Source organism: Mesorhizobium sp. M1399, assembly GCF_040317735.1.
Lineage (GTDB): Bacteria > Pseudomonadota > Alphaproteobacteria > Rhizobiales > Rhizobiaceae > Mesorhizobium.
Genome location: NZ_JAMYKZ010000012.1, coordinates 222,361 through 241,382 on the forward strand (window position 1 = coordinate 222,361; position 19,022 = coordinate 241,382).

Below are 19,022 nucleotides of genomic sequence, written 5' to 3' on the forward strand. Positions count from 1 at the left end.
ATTCAAAGGTACGTGTCCGCTCATGAAAAGCACTGCTCCCCTTTTCCGCGCGCTGCTTGCCGTATCGATGCTTTCGGGCTGCTCAAGCTACCGGCCGACGCCGGCCGCCTTCCATGAAGTGCTCGACCAGCCCTATCGCCTCGGTGCCGGCGACCGCGTCCGCGTCACCGTGTTCGAGCAGGAAGGATTGACCAACACCTACAGCGTCGACCAATCCGGCTATCTCTCGCTGCCGCTCGTCGGCAACGTGCCGGCGCGCGGCCACACCGCCCAGCAACTCGAGGGCGAGATCGCCGAGAAACTGCGCCAGGGCTATTTGCGCGATCCTGACGTTTCGGTCGAAATCGATCGCTACCGGCCGATCTTCGTCATGGGTGAAGTGGGCGCGGCGGGCCAATATTCCTACGTTCCGGGCCTGACCGTGCAGAAAGCCATCGCCATCGCCGGCGGCTTCACGCCACGCGCCAACCAGGAAAGCGTCGACATTACCCGCGACATCAACGGCAAGGTTATAACCGGACGCGTGGTGACCTCCGACCCGCTGTTGCCCGGCGACACAGTCTATGTTCGCGAACGCCTGTTTTGATGTGCTGACCAAGTGGCGGACACACTCAGGATCGTCCACTGCTTTCGCTCACCCGTCGGAGGCATCTTCCGGCATGTGCGCGACCTGACCGAGGCTCAGGTCGCCGCCGGCCATGCCGTCGGCATCGTCTGCGATTCGACGACTGGCGGCGATTTCGAGGAACGGCTGTTCGAACAGATGAAAGGCAGCCTGGCGCTCGGCATTCATCGCACACCGATGCAGCGGCATGTCGGGCCAGGCGATCTCGCTTCGGCCCGACGCACCTATAGGATCATAAAAGAATTGCGGCCGGACGTGCTGCACGGGCATGGCGCCAAAGGTGGCGCCTATGCCCGTCTGTTCGGCTCATTGTTGCGGGTATCCAGGTCTCGCGTAGCCCGCCTTTATTCGCCGCATGGCGGCTCACTGCACTATGACGAAACCACGGCGATGGGGAAGCTGTTCTTCGCGCTCGAACGCTTCATGGCTCGCTTCACCGATTGCCTGCTATTTGTTTCCGATTATGAGCGGCGGACTTATCGCAGGAAGGTCGGCGAGCCGCCCATTCCGAACGCTCTCGTACACAACGGCCTGCGCGCCGCCGAGTTCGAGCCGGTGCAGACCGAGCACAATGCCGTCGACCTCCTCTATATCGGCATGATGCGCGACCTCAAGGGCCCGGACATCTTCATCGATGCGCTGGGGCGAGCCGCAACACGGCTCGGTCGCCCATTGAAAGCGCTGATGGTCGGCGACGGCGACGACCTGCCGCGCTATCGCGCCAAGGTAGATCAGCTCGGCCTCGAGGTCAGCTTCCTGCCGCCGATGCCAGCCAGGCTCGCCTTCACGCTGGCCAAGCTGGTCGTCGTTCCCTCGCGCGCGGAAGCCATGCCTTATATCGTTCTGGAAACGCTTGCCGCCGGCAAGCCGCTAATCGCGACGTCGGTCGGGGGCATACCGGAAATCTTCGACACCGGCTCCCCTGCCCTGATCCGGCCCGACCCGCGCGAACTTGGCGACAAGATAAGCGCCGCTCTGGCCGATCTCGACGCCTACAAAGGCCTGATGCCCGGTGCCGCCGACCTCAAGGCACGGTTCGGCGCGGATGTAATGGCCGCCGAAATCGAAAAGGCCTATTTCGCCGCGCTCAAACAGTAGAGCAACTGATATCCACTCGGCTGCAAAAGGCCCCCGGTGAAAGCGTCTCCAAAGCCATCTGTTGTTTCAAGGGTTTCTTAGCTCTCTTTTGCTATTCACCTGAGGGAAACCTACGGACGCCCCATGAACGAAATCGACCCCGCGCGCCGTTTTTCGCTAGACGCGGTGCGCAAATTCGACGCCCCTGCCGAGAACAACACGGCCGGCGGCATGAACGACGTTGCCCGCCAGGTCGCCTCGCAATACCGGCGCGATACGATGTCGCCGATCATGGTCAGCGGCGTCCTGCGCATGGCGGAATTCGCGCTGCTGTTGGTGTCGGGTCTTGCCGTCTATTTCTACTATGTCGGCTTTTTCAGCTATCTTGCCTGGCAATACTCGCTGACGATCGCCGCCACCTCGTTCCTCGCGGTCGTTTTGCTCGACGTCACCGACTGCTACCAGATCGTCGCGCTGATGCGGCCGATCGCCAATTTCGGCCGCCTCCTACTGGTCTGGGCTGGAACCTTCGCCTTGATGGCGCTCACCGCCTTCACCATGAAAATGTCGGAAGACTATTCGCGCCTGCTCTTCGGCACGTGGTTCGTTATTGGCTTCGTGCTGATCCTGGGTCTCCGGCTGGTGATGTCGAAGCTGATCCGGCGCTGGGCGCGCGACGGGCGGATGGAGCGCCGCGCCGTCATCGTCGGCGGCGGCAAGGCGGCGGAGGTGCTGATCCGCTCGGTCGAAAAGCAGCCCTACAACGACATCCGCATCTGCGGCATCTTCGACGATCGTGGTGACAAGCGTTCGCCGCCGGTTGTCGCCGGCTATCCCAAGCTCGGCACGATTTCCGAGCTCATTGAATTTGCCCGCATCGCACGCATCGACATGCTGATCGTTTCGCTGCCGCTGACCGCCGAATCGCGCGTGCTGCAACTGTTGAAGAAGCTGTGGGTGCTGCCGGTCGACATCCGGCTGTCGGCGCATTCGAATGCGCTGCAGTTCAGGCCGCGCGCCTATTCCTACATCGGCTCGGTGCCGATGCTCGATATCTTCGACAAGCCTATCAACGACTGGGATTCGGTCGCGAAACGCGCCTTTGACATCGTCTTTTCGATCATCGGCATCATCGTGTTCTCGCCGGTGATGCTGGCGACCGCGATCGCGATCAAACTCGACAGCAAGGGCCCGGTGCTGTTCCACCAGAAGCGGCACGGCTTCAACAACGAAATCATCGACGTCTATAAGTTCCGTTCGATGTACACCGACAAGGCGGACCCGACGGCGAAGCAGACCGTGACCAAGAACGATCCGCGCGTCACCCGCGTCGGCCGCTTCATCCGCAAGACCTCGATCGACGAATTGCCGCAGTTCTTCAATTCGCTGTTCGGTTCGCTGTCGCTGGTCGGGCCGCGCCCGCACGCCATTGCCGCGCAGTCGCACAACCTTCTCTACAATGAGGTGGTCGACGGCTATTTCGCCCGACACAAGGTCAAGCCCGGCGTGACCGGCTGGGCTCAGATCAATGGCTGGCGCGGCGAGATGGACACCAACGAGAAGATCCGCATGCGCACGGAATACGACCTCTATTACATCGAGAACTGGTCGCTGTTGTTCGACCTGAGAATCCTGTTCCTGACGCCGATCCGCCTGCTCAACACGGAAAATGCGTATTGAGCGCGACGGCCTACGAATTGCCGGCGGCGGCGGTCAACGCCAAGCTCATTGCGCTGATTGCGTCAGGGGCAGTTTTCCTCGGCGTCTTCCTGTCCGGTTTCGTTATTGCCGAGCCGGCGCCATACGACCTCTATATGATCGGGCTGATCGTGGTGTGGCCCTTGTTCGGCATGCGCATACAGCGCGCGGCGGTGCCACTTCTGGTGCTGCTGATGATCATGAACATCGGCGGAATGATCTCGATGACGCAGATGCCGGACCTCGCCGCCACGCCGCTCTATCTCGCCGTCTCGCTGTTCCTGACCCTCACTGCGGTTTTCTTCGCTTCCGTAACGGCCGTCCAGCCCAGTCTCTACCGCGTGATCTTCGTCGCTTATGTCGTGTCGGCAGTGCTGACTTCGCTGGTCGGCATAGCCGGCTATTTCCATGCCTTTCCAGGAGCGGAGATCTTCACCAAATACGACCGTGCCGCCGGCGCCTTCCAGGACCCGAACGTGTTCGGGCCGTTCCTGGTGCTGCCGGGCATCTACCTGCTCTATCTGCTGCTTACCGGCTCGATCGCGCGCATGCCTCTATTGGCGGTGCCGCTGCTGATCATCACCGCCGGCATCTTCTTTTCTTTTTCGCGCGGCGCCTGGGGCATGTTCGCCGTTTCGGCGATCCTGCTGACCGGGGCCTTGTTCCTGCAGAGCGCCAGCGGCAAATTCCGGCTGCGCGTCGTCGTCATGACCATCGCCGCCGTCGGACTGCTGGTCATTGCGATGATCGTCATCCTGCAACTGCCTGGCGTGGCGGAGATGTTCTCGAATCGCGCGCAACTCGAACAAAGCTACGACACCGCCCGCCTCGGCCGCTTCGCCCGCTACACGATCGGCTTTCAGATGGCGCTGGAGCATCCGTTCGGCATCGGCCCGCTCGTATTCGGCAAGATGTTCGGCGAGGACACGCACGACATCTGGCTGAAGATGCTGATGGATTACGGGTGGCTCGGCTTCGTGTCGTTCCTGACGCTGACGTGCTGGACGATCGCCGCCGGCTTCCGCATTCTGCTGCGCGACCGGCCCTGGCAGCCTTATCTACTATGCGCCTATGTCGCCTTCATCGGCAATATCGGGCTCGGCACCTTCATCGACATCGACCACTGGCGGCATGTCTACCTGCTGCTCGGCCTGATCTGGGGCGCCATCGCGCTGGAATACCGCCATCAGTGGCAGTTGCGGGCGGCGCGGCGCCCGCAACCTCCGTTGCTGTTGCTTCAGGCCGGACAGCAGCCGAATTCGGTTGACCGGACCCAGTCTATCACGATACATCGCGACCGGTCCGGAGTGTAGCGCAGCCCGGTAGCGCACTTGACTGGGGGTCAAGGGGTCGTCGGTTCGAATCCGGCCACTCCGACCATTAAATCCAAAGGCTTAGCCAGTTCCCCCAACTGGCCATACAGAATAGCCGCATTGCAGCCAGCGCAACACGATTTCGACCAAGGGCTTCGCTCGCCAGGTCAATGTGGAATAGCCCAAACCAGCATGCAAAAAGCTCGCGCCTTCCGGGAGAAGGACGCGGGCAGATCGGTGCAACCCGATCTGGCAGCAATTCTTATGAGGAGGGACTTGCTGCGTTGAGATGAACCGTCGCGCCGGCCGGGTTGTTCCATCGAGTAAATAAAAACCCGCCGCACATGAAGTACGGCGGGGCCGATCAAGCGCTGTTGCACCAGGCGGGGGACTCGGGTGGGCGGGCTTGCCAGGTGCGCGCGGATCAAGTCGACATTAGGCGCATGAGCGGTAGCGCGTCCACCAACCGGCGGTTGGAACGAACTGGTTCAACGCCGGCGGCCGGCTTGGCCTGAAACTTTTTCAGGGCGGCAGCGACGGGGTCAGGAAAGTCGAGCAAGCGCAACGTGCCCGGCCCTCGTTGCTTGCGGGAATGCCGGAAGGATCAATGGCAGCAAGCATGAAGAACCCAACCTGGATGCTGGCGGCCTGGGAACGAAACGTGGCAGCTCACCCCGCCGGTTTCCGTGAGGACGCGAGCGCATCGTCCGCTACCGCGATTGGCGGCTGAACGCAAACAAGCCCGCCGCTTTTTCGGCACGGCGGGCTTCAGGCAGAAAATCAATCGTAGATCTTAACAATTTTGCGGGTACCTGGATCAACCAGGACGGTTCGTCCCTCGACGACTACATAGCGGTACTGAACGTCCGGCACTTCGTAAAGCTCGACTGTGTCGGGCAGAGCGGTGCCAATGTTGAGCTCAACACCGGGAAGGCTCAGGGATGCTACCGGCTTCTTCTTTACATACTCCCGGATCACCGTGTCTTGCTCAGGCTGAATGATGACGTCCTGAGCAGCGGCGGTTCCGATACCTACGAAAAGAAAGATTCCTGTCGCAGCAGATAAAAGTTGCTTTCCCATATAGCAATCCTCCAGCGAGGCAACCTTCCGCTACGGTGCTTGATGCTTCCGTGCGGGGCTACTTACCTAAACGAGCCGAAAGACTTGTTGTTCCGCTGGCGGTGGGCGAACTCCGGTGCCATGGCCATGAGGCCGCCTACAAACAAGCACCTGCTCAAGGCTTAGTTTCTTCCCGGGGAGGAGCTTTTGGGTCAGGACAATCAGGATAGGGCAATTCTTCACACGGAGAGGGCCTGTCGCCAACGCTGCCATAATGTTCCACGAGTTTTGCGAAACCGTAGGCGAAGGCGAAAAGAAGCATTAGGACAACCGCTATACGGACGGCCATACCGTATTGTAGCAGGATCCTCCCATTGGAGCGCGGGCGGCGTTTTTAATACGTTCGAATGTTGAGTTCGAAAAAGGTTGGCTCTAGTTGAATTGCCGTCGTCCGCAGTTGTAAGGGCGAGCGGACGCTTCGAAGATGACACGCCCTTTCGGCCTTTTCGGGAGAGATGCAATGTCGCTTCAAGGAGCTACCTGTCCTGCCGAGCTGACCATGTTGGCCAAAGCACTTGATGCCCGATGCCGTGAACTAGGCCTCGCTGACGGCGATCCAGGCAGAGAAGTGCTCGGCCGCAGGGTGATGGATTTGTTCGAAAGTGGTCAGCTCAGCGCCGAAGATTTGAGACTGGCTCTGAGCGGCGAGATTTTTTACGCCAAAAATCCTCCGGCCGGAGGCAGTGGGTTTTGATACGGCAAGCGGCTATCCGCGCAACCATTTGAATTATTGGTCCAGCGTAGGCTTCCGTGCACGCAAGGGCGCGCGTGAACAAATGTGATTTTGCGGTCGGTGCCAGACGGGCTAATCTTCCCAACGAATATCCAATGAAAGAGGAGAATGATCATGAAGACATTCCTCGCAACAGCCGCCGCACTGACCCTGTCCATATCCGCTGCCTCTGCGGATTGCCCCGCGCATTCAAAGGTCCAGGCATCGGTCGACACGCAGACGAGGACAGCGAGCGTCGAGAAGGCCGATATGTCGACAGCCGCGGACGCTCAGACGATCAAGAAAGAAGAGCCACAGAAGACCGAATAGCGGTAACGCTCACCGGATCCCACGACCCGGATAAAGGGCTACTGGCAGACATCCACCCACTCGGCGTCGACGAGTTCGGCCATGCGTTGCGGGCTGAGCCGGACGGCGGCGTTCGTCGCGCCTGCGGCGGGGACGACCTCGTCAAAGGCGCGCAGCGAGACGTCGCAGTACACCGGGAGCGGTGCCGGTAGGCCGAACGGGCACACCCCACCGACGGGATGACCGGTCGCGGCGAGCACCTGCTCGGCATCCAGCATTCGCGCCTTGCCGCCGAACCGGTGCTTGAATTTGCGATTGTCCAGCCTGGAGATGCCGCTGGCCACGATCAGCATCGTCTGGTCGCCGGCGCGCAGGCAGATCGTCTTGGCAATCTGCGCCGGCGCTACGCCATGCGCTTCGGCAGCCAGAGGCACCGTCGCCGAGCTGGCTTGCGTAACGATGACGTCGATTTCGGGCGCGTGGGCGACCAAGAAAGCGCGAACGGATTCGAGGCTCATCTCCGGCGATTTCCGTCTCGCGTCGCCGTGGCGGCCGGCAAGTCCGCTACGTGGCCGGAAAAACGAAGCCCGCCAGGGCAACCCATGGCGAGCTCGTCGAATAAACGCATGGCACGCCGCTACGACACGGACCGCCTTTTCGCAGGCAACACGGCTTCGTCGAACAGAGCGCTTTCCGGAAGTTGAAGCGCGGAGGCAATACGCCGACGTTTCGAAGGATCGGCATCGTTGCCGCTTTCGATGTCGGCAATCTCATAGGCTGCCAGCCCGCACGCCAGGGACAGCTCTTCGATACTGTATCCACGGGCTTCCCGGGCGGTTCGGACGGCACTGCGTTCAGGCGTAACCGCGCTCGCCGCCAGTTCGGAGTAAGGTTCGCGTTTTGCTATTTGGGGCATTGGCAACTCCGTGGGATGAAAGAGTTAGATCAAATCATGTTGTTGCCTGAGACGATCGGGAGAATGCCCGCTCCCCGGTGATTTGCCAAGCATCAAAGATAGCGTCACGGCATCGTGAACCGACGCCGGAATGAATGTGGATGCCGGCGCGCTCACATCTGGCCGGATCGTCGGCGGACACAGTTCGGAAACAAAATTCTACAGGCCGGAAAAACTGCCGAAAAACTCCAAGGCGATAGTCCCGACCGCAGTGCTCGAGTCACCGACCTGAATCGGTGACGCTCAAATTCGCCCTGCGCAAAAAGGAAACGATGTCATGAAGAAGTCTCTTCTCTCCGCCCTTGGACTTGCAATCGCACTTGCCCTCTCGATGCCGATCATCGGCGCGAGCAGCGCGAATGCAGCGACGATGCACACCACCGTCAAGAAGCATCACCGTCATCACTACCATCACCGCGTCCACCACCATCGCCATCATCACAAGAAGGTTGTGGCGAAGACGTACTGAAAACACCCTGGGACAGACAACCGGCAAGCAGGCGTTCTTGGCCTCTGATCAAGAGCGGCCAGCTTGCCGGGGTTTGCCGCGTCGACGAAATGGCGGCGGTCCCGCTGACCACCGCATTTCCCCTACCTTGAACGCGCTCGCGGCGCTTTTTGTTGCCGGCCACCGAGAAACAGACTGGCGACCAGCCCGACCAGAACCAGCCCGACAGCGGCCGCCGTCGCCGGGTGATCACGGGCAGTCTTCTCGATCGCCCGGCCTTGCCTTCTGATTGCGGGCAAGGTGTCGCCGAGACGCTCGGCGATATCCGAATAATAGTCCGACGCGGTATCGCGACCGTCTTCGTAATAGGCGCCGCCCCGCTTCAACACGGCTTTCTTCAAAGTGGCCAGTTCCCTGGTCAGGGCCGCGACCTGCTTGTTCAGATCGGTGTCGGAGATGCTCGAAAGCGATGCCATGACGTGGTTCCTTCATCTGCAGAAGGAAGCCTAACGCATGACCCCGAAGACCGTTCCGGCCAGCCCCGGCGGGCTTTAGCGAACCTGATCGAGCAGGCGCTTGCATTCGAGCAGGTCGAACAGCGCCTCCTGCAGCAATGCGCGATTATCACGGGAAAGTTTTGACGTGTCCGGCGGAACCGGGCCTTCCTCGTCGGTCTTGCCGATGCCGAAAAAACGACGGCTGGGTTTCACCCTCGGTTGGCCGACCAGCATCTCGTCGTCCGGGCCGCGCGGCTGCGCCGCTTGCGTCAGCGGTACCGCGTCAGCCTGCCGGCGCTGCGAGATCGCCTCGACCGCCGCCATGTCGCCATTGCCGACGGCGATCAAAAACTGGTTGCCGTTCTCGCGCAACAGCTTCTGTACGCCCTTGATCGTATAGCCCTGATCGTAGAGCATGTGGCGAATGCCCTTGATCAGCTCGACGTCCTGCGGCCGGTAGTAGCGGCGGCCGCCGCCGCGCTTCATCGGCTTGATCTGGTTGAAACGCGTCTCCCAGAAGCGCAGCACGTGCTGCGGCAAATCCAGATCCTCCGCGACCTCGCTGATGGTGCGGAAAGCATCGGGGCTCTTGTCCATGGGCGAATCCTCACGCTAGAGCATGATCGCGAAAGGCGGGGACCGGTTTTTGGGCAACATCACGGTAAAACAAAGAGAGCAGCTTTTCCGTCCACCGGGGCGGATCACACCCAAATACCGATCCGGCCTGCCGAATCGCATCTTATTTCAGCGGTTTATGAAACAATATTCAAGCCCGGCGTAAAAGCAGGCTTCGTTTTTCAACCGAAGCCTGAAGCATGGATTCTCGGCAAGGGAGATCGGGAATCTACTTGCTGCCCTTGGCCTTGCTGTTTTGATGGGAGCGCAGGATGCGGTTCTTCAGCACGTTCGATGACTTGAAGGTCATCACCCGGCGCGGCAGGATCGGCACTTCCTCACCGGTCTTGGGATTGCGCCCGATGCGTTCGTTCTTGGAACGGACATGGAAGGTCGCGAAGGACGACAGTTTCACCGTCTCACCGCGAACGATCGCCTCGCAGATCTCATTCAGCACCGCCTCGACAAGCTCGGCCGATTCAGTACGCGACAGCCCAACCTTGCGGTAAACGGCTTCGGCGAGGTCGGCGCGCGTAAGTGTCTTTCCCCCCATACGAACCGTCCCATCAGCTCAAAAAATAAAATCGATACAAGCAACGGCAGAACCTAAGTAATTGATCCGTCAAGGTCAAGGACCCGAACCCGTTAGTTCGGCACTTACCAACGCAGCAGGACGGCGCCCCAGGTGAAGCCGCCGCCCATCGCCTCAAGCAGCACCAGGTCACCCTTTTTGATGCGGCCGTCGGCGACGGCCGCGGATAGTGCCAGCGGCACGGAAGCAGCCGATGTGTTACCGTGCAAATCGACGGTCACCACCACCTTCCGCTCCTCTATCCCGAGCTTTTTGGCCGAAGCATCAATAATTCGTTTATTGGCTTGATGCGGCACGAACCAGTCGAGATCAGCGGCGCTGATGCCGGCCTGTGCGAACGTCGCCTCGATGACGTCGGTGATCATGCCGACCGCATGCTTGAACACTTCGCGGCCTTCCATCCTGAGGTGCCCGACCGTTCCGGTAGTCGACGGCCCACCGTCGACAAAAAGCTTGTCCTTGTGGATGCCGTCGGAGCGCAGGCTGGCCGCCAGAACGCCTCGGTCGGCGATGCCGCCTGCCCCCGTGCCTGCTTCCAGCACTATCGCGCCGGCGCCGTCGCCGAACAAAACGCAGGTCGAGCGGTCGTTCCAGTCGAGAATGCGCGAAAACGTTTCCGAGCCGATCACCAGCACCCGTCTGGCCAAGCCGCCGCGGATATAGAGGTCGGCGGTCGTCACCGCATAGACAAAACCCGAGCAGACCGCCTGCAGGTCGAAGGCAAAACCGTGGTGCATGCCGAGCCGGTTCTGGATCTCGACTGCGGTCGCGGGAAAGGTGTTGTTGGGCGTCGAGGTCGCCAGCACGATCAGGTCGATGTCGTCAGCCGTCAGGCCGGCGCTGTCGAGGGCTGCGCGCGCTGCCGCCTCACCCAGAGAGGCCGTCGTCTCGTCGTCGGCCGCAATGTGGCGCTGGCGAATACCGGTACGCTGGACGATCCATTCGTCCGAGGTCTCGACCATGCCTTCAAAATCGGCATTCTTCATAATGCGGCGGGGCAGCGCGGCGCCCGTGCCGCGCACGACTGATCTGATCAATGCTCTTTCCTATTCCTTTGCGTCGATGACGACGTCGGATTTCCGGATTGTCTGGGCATTCGGATTGCGGGCATGGAACAGGTCGAGATCGGCCTCGATGCGGTCAAGCAGATTGTTGCGCACCATGTCGTAGCCGAGCTCGATCGCCGCAGCGAAGCCATCCGAATCAGCCCCGCCATGGCTTTTCACCACGATGCCGTTCAATCCCAGGAAGACGCCGCCATTGGAGCGGCCGACATCCATCTTCTCGCGCAGGCGATCGAAGGCGGTCTTGGCGAAGATATAGCCGATCCTGGCCATCAGTGTCCGGTTCATCGCGGCGCGCAGGTAGCCGGCGATCTGCCTGACCGTGCCTTCCGCCGTCTTGAGCGCGATATTGCCGGCAAATCCTTCGGTAACGACGACGTCGACACTGCCCTTGCCGATGTCGTCACCCTCGACAAAGCCATGGTAGTTCATCGAGGCCATGTTGGCCTCGCGCAGCATACGGCCTGCTTCCTTGACCTCCTCCTGACCCTTGATCTCCTCGACGCCGACATTGAGCAGGCCGACGCTCGGCCGTTCGATGCCGAAAACCGAGCGCGCCATGCCGGTACCCAGAATGGCAAAATCAACCAGTTGATGCGCATCCGCACCGATGGTTGCGCCGACGTCCAGCACCACGCTTTCGCCGCGCAATGTCGGCCAGAGCGCCGCAATCGCCGGGCGGTCGATGGTCGCCATGGTGCGAAGGCAGAATCTGGACATCGCCATCAGTGCGCCGGTATTGCCAGCCGAGATGCAGGCGTCCGCCGTGCCTGCCTTGACCGCTTCGACGGCTTTCCACATCGATGACTTCCAGCGGCCATGGCGCAGTGCCTGGCTCGGCTTGTCGTCCATCCGGACTGCGATCTCGCAGTGGATGAACTCGCTCACCTCCGCTAGCTTGGGGAATTTGGCGAGTTCAGGCCTTACCGCTTCTTCGCGCCCATAGATGACGAAGCGTATGTCCGGACGGCGGGTGGCGACAGTCATGAGCGCCGGGATGACCACGCTTGGCCCGTGATCGCCGCCCATGGCATCGATGGAAATCCTGATCACGCGGTGTTCATCTCACGGTTGCTTGGCCAGCGGGCTTGCCAAGGTACGGGGCTCGCGAAGGTTCGGCGAAAATAACGGTTTTGGGCTGCCGCACAACCAACTTTTCTCAAATTGGGTCAGCCATCAGGATTTTCCCAGCAGTGATCTGAGCTTTTGCTGGAATTCATTCTCCACAGGCTCGGCATCGCCGGCGGCCTCCAGCGACACACCCGGCTTGCGCGGATAGGGATCGATCGCCAAGCCAAAGAACTGTTCGGCAAGCGCCCCGACGTCGATCGCGTCGCCGGAAAAGGTTTCCGGGCTGTCCGGCCCTTCGGCGTCGAGCAGGATCTCACCGCCACCGTCGAAACCTTGCCGCCCGAGCTTGGATTGTTCCGGCAGGAACAGCGCCTCGACCGGCTCGTCAATATGCGCCTCGACCGGGTCGAGAGTGACGATGCAGGCCTGCGTTATATCGGCCTCGACATGGCCGCTGACTTTCACCCCATTGCGCTTCCACGGCTCGATCAGAAGTTCGGCGCGATAGTTCTCGACCGAAAGCAGCTCATGCTCGACGGCCAGTATGGCGCGCTGCCCGGCGTCGGCATCGATCACCACCGGCAGCCCTTTTTGCGGCATCCGGGCGACATTTGCCAGGAATGACACTGGGCTGTGGGTATCAGGATGTTTCATCTTCGCCTCCACTTCGCCGCCTTCATTCGGCCTGCCTTCGCTCAGAGTTGGCCACTGGAAATGCCACCGTGCCGGAAACGATCGATTCGGTCGGCTGTTGCGTGAGTTGCCTTGATGCATCGGCGGCATAGAGTGCCAGTTGCGACGCTTGCGGCCAGGCGCCGGCATCCGGCCTGACATTGCGGGAAAGGGCGGCGGCAAGCGCATCATGGTCATTTCGTTTCAGCGCATCGTCATAGGCGGCGGTACGGCCATAGAACATCTTCGCCAGTTTCCGCATTCGCTTCGGCACGCCGACGTCGCCAATGCCCAATTCCCGCAACGAATGTTCGACATCCATGAAGAACTCGTCGATCAGCACCTGCGCAACCTCTGCCGCAGCACCGCCCTCGCCGCGCAACCGGTGCTGGAACAGGAACATGTGCAACGACAGCATCTCGAAGCGGCCGAGCGGCGTGTCCGGCACGTTCCAGGCGGAATAAAACACCGGTTGCCGCGCCGCCGCCACGATTTGTGCGTAAAGCGCCTCGGTGATGGCGCGGTTGGCGTGACGTTCGCGGCCAAAGAGGCGCTGGAACATTTGAGGGTGGTCTCCCGGGACCGTTTGTTGAAGTGGCCTTGTTGCATCGGCAAGCAAGCTGGTTTACCGGTTTTGCGGCCCAGCGCAAGTTGCGGCCAGCTTATGGAGTTGTAGTTGCGCGCGCTGAAATTCAAGTCGACTTTCCTGCCTAGGCCCGCCGGTGCGGTTTCGCTGCTGGTGATCGCTGCGGCGCTTTCCGCCTGCAATTCGTCCAAGATGATCGGCGATCTCAATCCGAGCGAGACGCTGACGCAGGGCTACGTCATCGACCAGCAGGCGATCGACCTGGTGCCGGTCGGCTCGAGCCGCGAACAGGTGCTGCTGGCGCTCGGCACTCCCTCGACGAAGGCGACCTTCGACAACGAGGCCTTTTATTACATTTCGCAGACGCGCAAGCGCTATGTCGCCTTCGACAAGCCGCGGCTAGTCGACCAGCATGTGCTGGCGGTCTATTTTGGCGATGACGGGCGCGTCACCCAGATCGCCAATTACGGCCTGAAGGACGGCAAGGTGTTCGACTTCATCTCGCGCACCACGCCGACCGGCGGCAAGGACCAGAACTTCCTCAGCCAGATCATCAGTGGCGCCAGCAAGCTGACGCCTGGTGTTCCGGGCGCCAGCGGCGGCAGTACGCTCGGCGGCACCTGATCCACTCGACGGTGTCGGCTTCTTTTCTTTTCGCTTCCCTGTAAGCGGCGGCACATCTCAGGCAATGAAAACCCGCGGGAGCGATCCCGCGGGTTTTTGTCTTGAGCCGTGGCGACCGAGCTTAGCCGTGCGCGAGCACGGCCAATAGCAGCAGCGCGACGATGTTCGTGATCTTGATCGCCGGGTTGACCGCCGGCCCAGCAGTATCCTTATAGGGATCGCCGACCGTGTCGCCGGTCACAGAGGCCTTGTGTGCTTCGGAGCCCTTGAGGTGCTTGAGGCCGTCCTTGTCGACGAAACCATCTTCGAACGACTTCTTGGCGTTGTCCCAGGCACCGCCGCCGGAGGTCATCGAGATGGCAACGAAAAGGCCGTTGACGATGACGCCGAGCAGCGAGGCGCCGAGCGCGGCAAAGGCGGATGCCTTCGAACCGGAGATCAGGAGGACACCGAAATAGACCACCAGCGGCGCCAGCACCGGCAGCAGTGATGGAACGATCATCTCCCGGATCGCTGCCTTGGTCAGAAGGTCGACGGCGCGCGCATAGTTCGGCTTCGAGGTGCCGGCCATGATGCCCGGATCCTCGCGGAACTGCTTGCGCACCTCCTCGACGATAGCACCGGCGGCGCGGCCGACGGCGGTCATGGCGATGCCGCCGAACAGATACGGGATCAGGCCGCCGAAGATCAGGCCGGCGACGACATAAGGATTGGAGAGGTCGAAGGAGACGTCGCCCATGCCCTGGAAGTAGGGGTATTTGTCGCTATTGGCGGCAAAGAACTTCAGGTCGTTAGAGTAGGCCGCAAACAGCACCAGCGCGCCGAGGCCGGCCGACCCGATGGCGTAGCCCTTGGTTACCGCTTTGGTGGTGTTGCCGACAGCGTCGAGCGCGTCGGTGGACTGGCGCACTTCCTTGGGCAGGCCGGCCATTTCGGCAATGCCGCCGGCATTGTCGGTGACTGGGCCGAAGGCATCGAGCGCGACGATCATGCCGGCGAGGCCAAGCATCGTCGTCACCGCGATCGCCGTGCCGTAGAGGCCGGCGAGCTGGTATGTCGAGATGATGCCGCCGACGATGACGATCGCCGGCAACGCCGTCGCTTCGAGCGAGACCGCCAGGCCCTGGATGACGTTGGTGCCGTGACCGGTGACCGAGGCCTGGGCGATGGAGTTCACCGGACGCTTGTTGGTGCCGGTATAATATTCGGTGATCACCACGATGAGGCCTGTCACCACAAGGCCGACCAGGCCGCAGATGAACAGGTTCGTGCCGGTGATGGCCATGCCGGCGACGGTGCCGATCTCACCCCAGCCGATGCATGCCGAAGTGGCGACGGCAAGGCCGACAATTGACAGCAGGCCGGTGACGATCAGGCCCTTGTAGAGAGCGCCCATGATCGAGCCGCTGGAACCGAGCTTGACGAAGAAGGTGCCGGCGATCGAGGTGAGAATGCAGGCGCCGCAGATGGCCAGCGGATAGAGCATGGTCGCGCCGAGAACGGCGGTGCCACCGAAAAAGATGGCGGCAAGGACCATGGTGGCGACCACGGTCACCGCATAGGTCTCGAACAGATCGGCGGCCATGCCGGCGCAATCGCCGACATTGTCGCCGACATTGTCGGCGATGGTGGCCGGATTGCGTGGATCGTCTTCGGGAATGCCGGCTTCAACCTTGCCGACGAGATCGCCGCCGACGTCGGCGCCCTTGGTGAAGATGCCGCCGCCGAGACGAGCGAAGATCGAAATCAGCGAGGCGCCGAAGCCAAGCGAAACCAACGAGTCGATGACGACACGGTCATCGGGCTGAAGGCCCATGAACTGGGTGAGGATCAGGTAATAGATCGATACGCCAAGCAGGGCCAGGCCAGCAACCAGCATGCCAGTGATGGCGCCCGACTTGAAGGCGATCTCGAGGCCGGCAGCGAGGCTGTTGGACGCCGCCTGCGCGGTGCGCACATTGGCGCGCACCGAGACGTGCATACCGATGAAGCCAGCGGCGCCCGATAGAACGGCGCCGATCAGGAAGCCGATGGCGGCGGTGATCGAAAGCAGCCACCAGGCGAGCAGCAGGACCACGACGCCGACGATGGCGATGGTGGTGTACTGGCGCGCCAGATAGGCTTGCGCGCCTTCGCGGATGGCCGCGGAAATTTCCTGCATGCGTGCATTGCCCTGATCGGCCGCGAGGACCGAACGTGTCGCCCAGATGGCGTAAAGGACTGAAAGCAGACCGCAGGCGATGACAGCTGAAAGTATGGTCATTGCCGAATTTTCCTCGATTGGTGGCCCAAAAGAACCCCTCCCCGGGCCGTTGAGACAGGGGACGAATTTTCCGCAACCGGAATCCGTCCCTTCGCAGCGGCTTATGCGAAACAGGGCTCGGAACGTCAAGATATTGTTCGGTTTTTGTCCGGTTTTCGCTCAAAAGATCCCGGGTTTCATCCAAAAGGCTGGACGGCAGCGCGCCTGTCGACACTGCCATCCGATTAGATCGATTGAAATCGGCGAACGGCCGTCAAACTTTGCGCGGGTCGCCGTCCGGCTGGACGACGAAGATCAGCACCACCAGCATTGTCATGTAGAATTTGAACGCCGCCTCCTGACCATTCCATGTCGAAGACTGCCACATGGCAAACCACTCGCCGCCAACGACCATGAAGCCGAAATACCAAACGAGGAAACCCATGGTGGCGGCTATGATGGCGAACTTCTTGGCATCGTTGAATGCCTGTCCGCTGGCGTTGCGCGCCTGCCAGAGTCGCCAGGCGGCGACTAGGTAGAGCAAGCAGGTCAGCGCCTCGCCAATGATGATCAGCCAGTAGCCCGCCGTCCACAGCGACGGGTTGGTGATCGAGCGGTACATCAGGGCGTTGCCGGGAAAGGTCGTGTCCATGCTCAGCACATGCTGGACAAAGGCGAAGTTTGAGCCGTAATCGGTGATGTTGCCGAAGGCGACAAGGAAGGCGAAAGCCGCCAGACACAAACACATGACGATCTTGGAGAAACGCGCGGTCATGGCAAGAACTCCTGCTGAAAGATCGGGGCATCGCACTCATCAATCGCCGAGTCCCGAAGATCGCGCAACGGGGGGACCAGTGATCATAGTGCTCACGACTGTCGCGAGACATTATGCCGGGAAGCAAGACATTGCCGCGATTCTCGAAACCCTCGATCTCGACAGCTATTGCGCGGTGGGCGACTTAGTCTCTGTGGTTAGAGCCGGCACACAGCACGATTTCGCCATCATCCGCCGCCGCTGGATCGCCAGCGAGACGGGCACCACGCTCGAACTGACGCTCGATCATCCGGCGCGTTCGAGTGGCCTTTGAAAGAAGCGAACTTTGCCCCGAGGGGCTACTCCACCTCGCGCCCCATGCGCCGGCCCGTGTAGCGCTCGATCGCCGAGAGCCCGTCATAGATCAGCACGGCAAGGGCGGCGACGATCAGACCGCCCTGCAGGATGAAGGCGAGGTTGTTCGACAGCAGGCCGGCGATGATCACCTCGCCCAATGTCCTCGCCGCCACTGTCGAGCCGATGGTCGCGGTGGCGAGGCTGATCACCACCGACAGCCGGATACCGCCGAGGATGATCGGCGCGCTGAGCGGCAGTTCGACCTTGACCAGCCTTTGCCAGCCGGTCATGCCGGCGCCACGCGCCGCCTCGACGACATTGGCCGGCAGCGTCGTCAGGCCGGTCAGCGCGTTCTCGAAGATCGGCAGCAGGCCATAGAGAAACAACGCAATCAGCGTCGGCTTTTCGCCGAAGCCGACGGCCGGCACGGCAAGCGCCAGCACCGCCACCGGCGGAAAGGTCTGGCCGATATTGACCAGGCTGCGCGACAGCGGCAGGAATTCGGCGCCGGCTGGCCTGGTGACCAGAATGGCGAGCGCGACCGCAACGATCGTCGCGGCAACCGTTGCGATCAGGACGGTCCGCAGATGCAGCAGCGTCAACGTCAAAAGGCTGCCCTGATTGTAGATTACCGGCGCGTTGTTCTCTGTCAGCGGCTTCAGCAGCGGTTCGAACCAGCCGGGATTGGTGACGAAGGCAATAAGCAGCACCACCAGGGCAAGCCTGAGCAGTGATGGAAGCCAGGCTTTCATGCCGGCCTCGCCGCGCGTTTAACCAGTCCATCCACAGTAACGCGGCCAAGCGATTTGCCATCAGTATCTTTCACGGGCAGTGCCGGGCGGCCCGACCACAGGAGTTCGGCCAACGCGTCGCGTTGGCTGGCATCACCGGGGATCGCCTCGCCTTCGGCCGTGCCTTTTTCCACCGCGTCGCGCACCCGGCCAAGCGATAACAGCCGGAACGGTTTTTCGCTGGCGCCAACCAGGGTCTCGACAAACGCGCTGGCCGGTTTCGCCAGTATCTCGGCCGGCGCGGCATATTGCACTACTTTGCCGCCGTCCATCACCGCGATCTTGTCGCCCATGTGAACGGCCTCTTCCATGTCATGGGTGACTAGGATGATGGTGGTGCCGAAGCGCTTCTGGATCGCCAGCAGATCCTCCTGCGCCTTGTTGCGGATGATTGGATCGAGCGCGCCGAACGGCTCATCCATCAACAGCACGTTGGGTTCCGCGGCAAGCGCCCGGGCGACGCCGACGCGCTGCTGCTGGCCGCCGGAAAGCTCATGCGGATAGCGTGGCCCGTAGGCTTGCGGGTCGAGCTGATATAGCGTCATCAGCTCGTCGACGCGGGCTTTGATGCGGTTGGCGTCCCAGCCGAGCAATACCGGCACAGTGGCGATGTTCTGTGCCACCGTGCGATGCGGAAACAGACCGTGGCCCTGGATGGCATAGCCGATGCTGCGACGCAGCTCATAATCAGGCACCGAGCGGTTGTCGACGCCGTCGAGCTTGATCACGCCCGATGTCGGCTCGACCAGCCGGTTGATCATGCGAAGCAGCGTCGTCTTGCCGGAGCCGGAGGTGCCGACGATGACGGCGATGCTGCGCGGCTCGATTACTATCGACACGTCGTCGACCACTGTCGTCTCGCCGTAGCGCTTGGTGATGCCTTCGATCTCGATCATGCCGT

23 protein-coding genes and 1 tRNA gene are annotated in these 19,022 nt (G+C 61.4%); 10 read left to right on the forward strand and 14 right to left on the reverse strand.

Features of this window, described 5'->3' with window-relative positions; translation table 11 throughout:
- Nucleotides 1-22 precede the first annotated feature (22 nt).
- The 5 genes from NKH05_RS22460 (at nt 23) to NKH05_RS22480 (ending at nt 4,780) form a co-directional block, all read left to right on the forward strand.
- A complete protein-coding gene (locus NKH05_RS22460; RefSeq protein ID WP_023717305.1) occupies nt 23-586 on the forward strand; it encodes a polysaccharide biosynthesis/export family protein in 564 nt (187 codons plus the stop codon).
- Between the two features lie 12 nt (nt 587-598).
- A complete protein-coding gene (locus NKH05_RS22465; protein ID WP_352640066.1) occupies nt 599-1,723 on the forward strand; it encodes a glycosyltransferase family 4 protein in 1,125 nt (374 codons plus the stop codon).
- A 123-nt stretch (nt 1,724-1,846) separates the two neighbouring features.
- Nucleotides 1,847-3,382 carry an undecaprenyl-phosphate glucose phosphotransferase gene (locus NKH05_RS22470; RefSeq protein ID WP_352481219.1) on the forward strand — a complete coding sequence of 512 codons (1,536 nt, stop codon included), beginning with the start codon at nt 1,847-1,849 and terminating at the stop codon, nt 3,380-3,382.
- Nucleotides 3,379-4,713, forward strand: coding sequence for an O-antigen ligase family protein (locus tag NKH05_RS22475; protein WP_352481220.1), 1,335 nt, complete (start codon nt 3,379-3,381; stop codon nt 4,711-4,713). The genes NKH05_RS22470 and NKH05_RS22475 overlap by 4 nt, the downstream gene beginning before the upstream one ends.
- Nucleotides 4,704-4,780 (forward strand) — tRNA-Pro (locus NKH05_RS22480). The genes NKH05_RS22475 and NKH05_RS22480 overlap by 10 nt, the downstream gene beginning before the upstream one ends.
- A 713-nt stretch (nt 4,781-5,493) precedes the next feature.
- Here the strand turns inward: NKH05_RS22480 and NKH05_RS22485 are convergent.
- Nucleotides 5,494-5,793 (reverse strand): DUF1236 domain-containing protein, encoded by a 300-nt coding sequence (locus NKH05_RS22485; protein ID WP_023717301.1) that lies wholly within the window; start codon nt 5,791-5,793, stop codon nt 5,494-5,496.
- 499 nt (nt 5,794-6,292) lie between these two features.
- Between NKH05_RS22485 and NKH05_RS22490 the strand changes: the two genes are divergently transcribed.
- Both NKH05_RS22490 and NKH05_RS22495 read left to right on the forward strand, forming a co-directional pair.
- Complete coding sequence (locus tag NKH05_RS22490) at nt 6,293-6,526, forward strand: hypothetical protein (RefSeq protein WP_031193496.1); 234 nt, start codon at nt 6,293-6,295, stop codon at nt 6,524-6,526.
- Nucleotides 6,527-6,679: 153 nt separating this feature from the next.
- Nucleotides 6,680-6,874, forward strand: coding sequence for a hypothetical protein (locus NKH05_RS22495; RefSeq protein WP_023717300.1), 195 nt, complete (start codon nt 6,680-6,682; stop codon nt 6,872-6,874).
- Nucleotides 6,875-6,912: 38 nt separating this feature from the next.
- Here NKH05_RS22495 and NKH05_RS22500 read toward each other — a convergent pair whose 3' ends face one another.
- Both NKH05_RS22500 and NKH05_RS22505 read right to left on the reverse strand, forming a co-directional pair.
- A complete protein-coding gene (locus tag NKH05_RS22500; RefSeq protein WP_353026088.1) occupies nt 6,913-7,371 on the reverse strand; it encodes a YbaK/EbsC family protein in 459 nt (152 codons plus the stop codon).
- A gap of 119 nt (nt 7,372-7,490) precedes the next feature.
- A complete protein-coding gene (locus NKH05_RS22505; protein WP_352481221.1) occupies nt 7,491-7,769 on the reverse strand; it encodes a helix-turn-helix domain-containing protein in 279 nt (92 codons plus the stop codon).
- A 316-nt stretch (nt 7,770-8,085) separates the two neighbouring features.
- Between NKH05_RS22505 and NKH05_RS22510 the strand changes: the two genes are divergently transcribed.
- On the forward strand, nt 8,086-8,277 hold the full coding sequence (locus NKH05_RS22510) for a hypothetical protein (protein ID WP_352481222.1): 192 nt from the start codon (nt 8,086-8,088) through the stop codon (nt 8,275-8,277).
- 122 nt (nt 8,278-8,399) lie between these two features.
- Here NKH05_RS22510 and NKH05_RS22515 read toward each other — a convergent pair whose 3' ends face one another.
- The 7 genes from NKH05_RS22515 to NKH05_RS22545 all read right to left on the reverse strand — a co-directional run bounded on the left by NKH05_RS22515 (nt 8,400) and on the right by NKH05_RS22545 (nt 13,329).
- Nucleotides 8,400-8,732, reverse strand: a complete 333-nt coding sequence (locus tag NKH05_RS22515; protein ID WP_023717294.1) for a hypothetical protein — start codon at nt 8,730-8,732, stop codon at nt 8,400-8,402.
- 75 nt (nt 8,733-8,807) lie between these two features.
- Complete coding sequence (locus tag NKH05_RS22520; protein ID WP_023717293.1) at nt 8,808-9,350, reverse strand: MerR family transcriptional regulator; 543 nt, start codon at nt 9,348-9,350, stop codon at nt 8,808-8,810.
- Nucleotides 9,351-9,597: 247 nt separating this feature from the next.
- The gene (locus tag NKH05_RS22525; RefSeq protein WP_023717292.1) at nt 9,598-9,921 is read right to left on the reverse strand and encodes an integration host factor subunit alpha; all 324 of its coding nucleotides are present in this window, start codon (nt 9,919-9,921) and stop codon (nt 9,598-9,600) included.
- A 104-nt stretch (nt 9,922-10,025) separates the two neighbouring features.
- Nucleotides 10,026-10,997: a beta-ketoacyl-ACP synthase III gene (locus NKH05_RS22530; protein ID WP_023717291.1), complete on the reverse strand. Its 972-nt coding sequence runs from the start codon at nt 10,995-10,997 to the stop codon at nt 10,026-10,028.
- Nucleotides 10,998-11,006: 9 nt separating this feature from the next.
- Nucleotides 11,007-12,077, reverse strand: coding sequence for a phosphate acyltransferase PlsX (plsX, locus tag NKH05_RS22535; RefSeq protein WP_352481224.1), 1,071 nt, complete (start codon nt 12,075-12,077; stop codon nt 11,007-11,009).
- 123 nt (nt 12,078-12,200) lie between these two features.
- Nucleotides 12,201-12,749: a YceD family protein gene (locus NKH05_RS22540; RefSeq protein ID WP_023717289.1), complete on the reverse strand. Its 549-nt coding sequence runs from the start codon at nt 12,747-12,749 to the stop codon at nt 12,201-12,203.
- A 22-nt stretch (nt 12,750-12,771) separates the two neighbouring features.
- Entirely contained in the window at nt 12,772-13,329 is a 558-nt protein-coding gene (locus NKH05_RS22545; protein ID WP_023717288.1) for a ubiquinol-cytochrome C chaperone family protein, read from the reverse strand.
- Between the two features lie 114 nt (nt 13,330-13,443).
- Here NKH05_RS22545 and NKH05_RS22550 point away from each other — a divergent pair, with 114 nt between their 5' ends.
- Nucleotides 13,444-13,977, forward strand: a complete 534-nt coding sequence (locus tag NKH05_RS22550; RefSeq protein WP_023717287.1) for an outer membrane protein assembly factor BamE — start codon at nt 13,444-13,446, stop codon at nt 13,975-13,977.
- A gap of 121 nt (nt 13,978-14,098) precedes the next feature.
- Here the strand turns inward: NKH05_RS22550 and NKH05_RS22555 are convergent, their stop codons facing one another.
- Nucleotides 14,099-16,240, reverse strand: coding sequence for a sodium-translocating pyrophosphatase (locus NKH05_RS22555; RefSeq protein ID WP_023717286.1), 2,142 nt, complete (start codon nt 16,238-16,240; stop codon nt 14,099-14,101).
- 253 nt (nt 16,241-16,493) lie between these two features.
- Nucleotides 16,494-16,994 carry a DUF2165 family protein gene (locus NKH05_RS22560; RefSeq protein WP_352587782.1) on the reverse strand — a complete coding sequence of 167 codons (501 nt, stop codon included), beginning with the start codon at nt 16,992-16,994 and terminating at the stop codon, nt 16,494-16,496.
- A gap of 79 nt (nt 16,995-17,073) precedes the next feature.
- Here NKH05_RS22560 and NKH05_RS22565 point away from each other — a divergent pair, with 79 nt between their 5' ends.
- Nucleotides 17,074-17,307, forward strand: coding sequence for a hypothetical protein (locus tag NKH05_RS22565; protein WP_352481226.1), 234 nt, complete (start codon nt 17,074-17,076; stop codon nt 17,305-17,307).
- Between the two features lie 25 nt (nt 17,308-17,332).
- Here the strand turns inward: NKH05_RS22565 and NKH05_RS22570 are convergent, their stop codons facing one another.
- Both NKH05_RS22570 and NKH05_RS22575 read right to left on the reverse strand, forming a co-directional pair.
- Nucleotides 17,333-18,082 (reverse strand): ABC transporter permease, encoded by a 750-nt coding sequence (locus NKH05_RS22570; RefSeq protein ID WP_023717283.1) that lies wholly within the window; start codon nt 18,080-18,082, stop codon nt 17,333-17,335.
- On the reverse strand, nt 18,079-19,017 hold the full coding sequence (locus tag NKH05_RS22575; protein WP_352481228.1) for an ABC transporter ATP-binding protein: 939 nt from the start codon (nt 19,015-19,017) through the stop codon (nt 18,079-18,081). Before NKH05_RS22575 ends, NKH05_RS22570 begins: the two co-directional genes overlap by 4 nt.
- Nucleotides 19,018-19,022: the final 5 nt, after the last annotated feature.